This window comes from Vibrio sp. V03_P4A6T147 (genome assembly GCF_002241085.1).
Lineage (GTDB): Bacteria > Pseudomonadota > Gammaproteobacteria > Enterobacterales > Vibrionaceae > Vibrio > Vibrio anguillarum.
In genome coordinates this window covers 1-3,857 of the sequence record NZ_NDIO01000155.1, presented here as the reverse complement: position 1 = coordinate 3,857, position 3,857 = coordinate 1, and the positions used below count along the sequence as shown (strand labels likewise).

Annotated in this window: 4 protein-coding genes; 3 read left to right on the top strand and 1 reads right to left on the bottom strand. The window is 45.3% G+C overall.

Going from position 1 to position 3,857, the window contains the following annotated elements; all coding sequences use genetic code 11:
• From B9J84_RS05960 to B9J84_RS05950, 3 genes are all read left to right on the top strand, one after another.
• Positions 1 to 1,057, top strand: a 1,057-nt coding sequence (locus tag B9J84_RS05960; protein WP_143698838.1) for a methyl-accepting chemotaxis protein, incomplete at its 5' end; no start/stop codon positions are given.
• Between the two features lie 54 nt (positions 1,058 to 1,111).
• Positions 1,112 to 2,335 (top strand): alanine racemase, encoded by a 1,224-nt coding sequence (alr, locus tag B9J84_RS05955; protein ID WP_013856786.1) that lies wholly within the window; start codon positions 1,112 to 1,114, stop codon positions 2,333 to 2,335.
• 142 nt (positions 2,336 to 2,477) lie between these two features.
• Positions 2,478 to 3,332 carry a DMT family transporter gene (locus B9J84_RS05950; protein ID WP_029189817.1) on the top strand — a complete coding sequence of 285 codons (855 nt, stop codon included), beginning with the start codon at positions 2,478 to 2,480 and terminating at the stop codon, positions 3,330 to 3,332.
• A 10-nt stretch (positions 3,333 to 3,342) separates the two neighbouring features.
• Here the strand turns inward: B9J84_RS05950 and B9J84_RS05945 are convergent.
• Positions 3,343 to 3,857, bottom strand: a 515-nt coding sequence (locus B9J84_RS05945) for a GGDEF domain-containing protein (RefSeq protein WP_143698837.1), incomplete at its 5' end; no start/stop codon positions are given.

Sequence of the window (3,857 nt, the reverse complement as noted above, 5' to 3'; positions counted from 1 at the left end):
TATCAGTAATGTTTCCATTATCGTCGTCATGGTCATTATCACCCTCTTCTTGACTCGCATAATTTGTGGGCCTTTGCGTTTGGTTGTTGACCAAGCAAACGCGATTGCAGAAGGTAACTTAGCAAAACAGATCGATCGTAATGCTATTGGCAATGACGAATTAGGTGAACTTGCCGATGCCTCACAAAAGATGCAGAACAATTTACGTCAACTGATCGAAGAGATCATCTCCGCTGTAACACAACTGAGCAGTGCTGTGGAAGAGATGAGTCAAATCTCCAATATCTCAGCTCAAGGTATGAAAGAGCAGCAATATCAGATCACACAAGTCGCAACAGCGATGACGCAAATGAAAGCCGCAGTGGCCGATGTAGCACGCAACACGGAAGACTCAGCATCACAAGCAAGTAGTGCCAACACTAAAGCCAAAGAGGGTGCGACAGACAATGCCGCGATGGTGAGCTCCATTCAACAAGTGGCTACAATTATTGGTCAGGCTGGCGAAACCGTTGCAAATTTAGAACAACAATCCACACAAATTAACGTGGTACTTGACGTTATTCGTAACATCGCTGAGCAAACAAACCTATTGGCACTGAACGCTGCGATTGAAGCAGCCCGCGCTGGTGAATCTGGCCGAGGCTTTGCTGTTGTTGCCGATGAAGTGCGCACCCTTGCGGGAAGAACTCAAGCTTCAACTGGCGAAATCACAACCATTATTGAAAAATTACAAACCATGGCAGGCGAAGCAAAAGAAGCAACCGAACGTTCGCGCGTCAGCATTGACTCTTGCGTCGTTCAAGGAACCCACTCGCAGCAATTGATGGTTTCAATTGAAAACTCAGTAGCTCAAATTGCGGATATGGGAACACAAATCGCCAGTGCTTGTAGTGAACAAGATTCCGTTGCCGATGAACTAAGCCGCAACATTGAAAATATCCATACGGCTTCACAAGAAGTCGCGCAGGGTTCAGAACAAACGGCGCAAGCTTGCCACGAACTCAGTCAATTATCGGTCACATTGCAAGACGCAATGGGGCGTTTCAAACTTAACTAAAATAGAGTCAGCCCCTAACGGGGCTTTCTTGTTTTTACTTACCTAGGAGATAGAATGAATTTCAAAGCCTCTTTTCTTACACTGTCAATTGCCATGGCTTTACCCTCTTTTTCAGCGACTTCTGCACCTTTAAGCCTTAACGTCAGTGAGCCTTCTATACAAGAAATTCAGCAATCCAATACTTGGCTTGAGATCGATCTTGGCCAATTCAAACAAAATATTGAGCAGTTTAAGAGCCACATCAACAGCCAAACTAAAATTTGCGCCGTGATGAAGGCTGATGCTTACGGCAACGGTATTCGCGGTTTAATGCCAACTATTCTCGCGCAAGGGATCCCTTGTATCGCAATTACCAGTAATGCAGAGGCTAGAGCCGTACGTGAGAGCGGGTTTAAAGGCCAGTTGATGCGTGTTCGCTCTGCGAGCATTGATGAAATCGCACAAAGTGTCGAGTTAGATATCGAAGAGCTAATCGGTAGCAAAATACAAGCTGAGCAACTCGCTCAGCTAAGCCAGCAAAAAGGTAAAACGATAAGAGTACATTTGGCATTAAATGATGGCGGTATGGGACGCAATGGTATCGATATGTCAACCGATGCAGGAAAACAAGAATCGATTGCGATTGCTACTCAAAGTGGCATACAAATTGTTGGGATAATGACGCATTTCCCCAATTACAATCCAGACGAAATCCGCAGTAAGTTGGCCAGTTTTAATACCAATTCAGCTTGGTTGATTCAGCAAGCAAACCTAAAACGCGATGAGCTGATTTTGCATGTTGCCAACTCCTACACTGCTCTCAATGTACCAGAAGCACAACTTGATATGGTACGTCCTGGCGGCGTCCTATATGGCGACTTACCAACTAACCCGGAATATCCGTCAATCGTCTCATTCAAAACACGTATTGCGTCATTGCATCATCTTCCTAAAGGAAGCACTGTTGGCTATGACAGTACATACCGCGTAACCAAAGAGAGTGTTTTGGCAAATCTGCCTGTTGGCTATTCAGATGGTTACCCAAGAAAAATGGGCAATCGCGGTGACGTATTGATTAACGGTCAACGAGCAAAGGTGGTTGGAGTAACTTCAATGAACACCACATTGGTTGACGTAACCGATGTGAAAGGCGTCCTTCCTAATCAGGAAGTCACCTTGTTTGGCGCGCAAAAACAAGGCCGAATCACTGTCAGTGAGCTGGAAGAAAATGCAGAGCTCATATTCCCTGAACTGTATACGATTTGGGGAACGGCAAACCCTCGTTTCTACATCCACTAAGCCAAGCCCACTTATTTATCTTTTGGTCCGTGAGTGTTTTGCACTCACGGTATCCCCTTTTAATTCACCGCTCGTTGTTCCTATTAACCCCTTTATTTTTCAGGCATAATCGGCTCGTTCCTTTTATTTCATATGGATGCGCATGCGACCGATTAAATCCCCTATATTCTTGGCTGTGTTAACTCTACTCTTGGCCATGACCACCATTCAATCTGGCGCGTCACTAGCCAAGCAGTTATTTCCTATTGTTGGCCCAGGTGGAACAATTGCACTGCGCGTTGGTCTCTCTGCATTAATACTGTTAATGATTTTTCGCCCATGGCAGTTACGACTTTCTCTTTCACAATGGCGCTCAATGATCATTTACGGAGCAAGCCTAGGTGGCATGCAACTGATGTTCTATTTTGCTATTGAACGAATTCCTCTTGGTATTGGGGTTGCGTTGGAGTTTTCTGGGCCATTACTCATTGCATTTCTCTCATCTAAACGCAAAAAAGATCTGATTTGGGTTGCGCTTGCTATTTTGGGTATTGTTTTTTTATTGCCCGATCTAACGGGTGTCGATGCACTTGATCCGATTGGCGTTGCACTGGCTTTAGCGGCCGGCGGATGCTGGGCAGCCTACATATGGTTTGGTCAAAGGGCGGGCAGTGTCGGTTCTGGAGGCTCAACCGTTGCGATAGGAATGACGATTGCGGCCCTGTTTGCGTTTCCAATCGGCGTTGTATTATCAGAGGCGTCTATTTTTACGTGGTCAATACTGCCTATGGCGTTATCTGTCGCGATTCTTTCAAGCGCGGTACCTTATTGCCTAGAAATGTCGGCTTTAAAGCGTTTGTCTACACAACACTTTAGTGTGTTAATGAGCTTAGAGCCCGCCATCGCCGCATTAGCTGGATTAATTATTCTTCAAGAACAATTAAGCTTAACGCAATGGATCGCCATTACGATGATCATCACTGCCTCAATGGGTAGCACGCTATCGGCGAAGAAATAAGGTGAACCGTTCAAAATAGTTCGGCACTACTGTCCCCCTCTTCGTTTTCAATGAATACACCGCTACGCAACAAGTCTTCATAACATTGTACTTGATTGCGGCCGTGGTTTTTGGCGAAGTAGAGTGCTTTGTCTGCTCTATCTAGAATCGTTGAGAGATATTCTCTTGGCGAGATAGAGCAGATACCAATGCTAAGCGTGATATGTTGAACCTGAGGAAAACGAAACTGCTCGATGTGCTGTCTAAACCTCTCGGTTCTGTTTAGCACGACCTCATACTCACTGGCAGGAAAAATAATGACGAACTCTTCTCCACCAAACCGAAACAGTTGTTCTTGATTAAGAAAAAAATTCTGCATTTGCTGAGCCACCAAGAGCAAAACTTCATCGCCAATCAGATGGCCAAAATTATCATTGATCCGTTTAAAATGGTCGAGATCAATGATGGCAACCCAAGGCATCACTGAGCCTACTGTCGCCGTTTCAGGAAGCACATCAAAGCTAAGGCGCAACCTATCCTCTAACG